This is a genomic window from Veillonella sp. CHU740 (assembly GCF_003992055.1).
GTDB lineage: Bacteria > Bacillota > Negativicutes > Veillonellales > Veillonellaceae > F0422.
Genome location: NZ_RQVD01000033.1, coordinates 1 through 262, shown reverse-complemented (window position 1 = coordinate 262; position 262 = coordinate 1). Strand labels below are relative to the sequence as shown.

General features: G+C 49.6%; 2 tRNA genes. Both read right to left on the bottom strand.

The features are described 5' to 3' along the window. Nucleotides 1–5: 5 nt before the first annotated feature. A tRNA-Ala gene (locus EO115_RS08330) sits at nucleotides 6–81 on the bottom strand. A gap of 102 nt (nucleotides 82–183) precedes the next feature. After that, nucleotides 184–260: transfer RNA gene (locus EO115_RS08325), tRNA-Ile, on the bottom strand. Nucleotides 261–262 lie beyond the last annotated feature (2 nt).

Here is a 262-nt window from a genome sequence, read left to right as displayed (position 1 = left end):
GGAAATGGTGGAGACGAGGAGATTCGAACTCCTGACCCCCTGCTTGCAAGGCAGGTGCTCTCCCAACTGAGCTACGCCCCCATGTGAGTCTATCTTGTATTCGGAACTCATCCTGATTAGGAATTTCTTCCATCTTAAGATAGGACTTAGTTCTATTAGCTCTTCTTCATTGAAGAAAGGCACTGGTAGGCCTAAGTGGACTTGAACCACCGACCTCACGCTTATCAGGCGTGCGCTCTAACCAGCTGAGCTATAGGCCTAC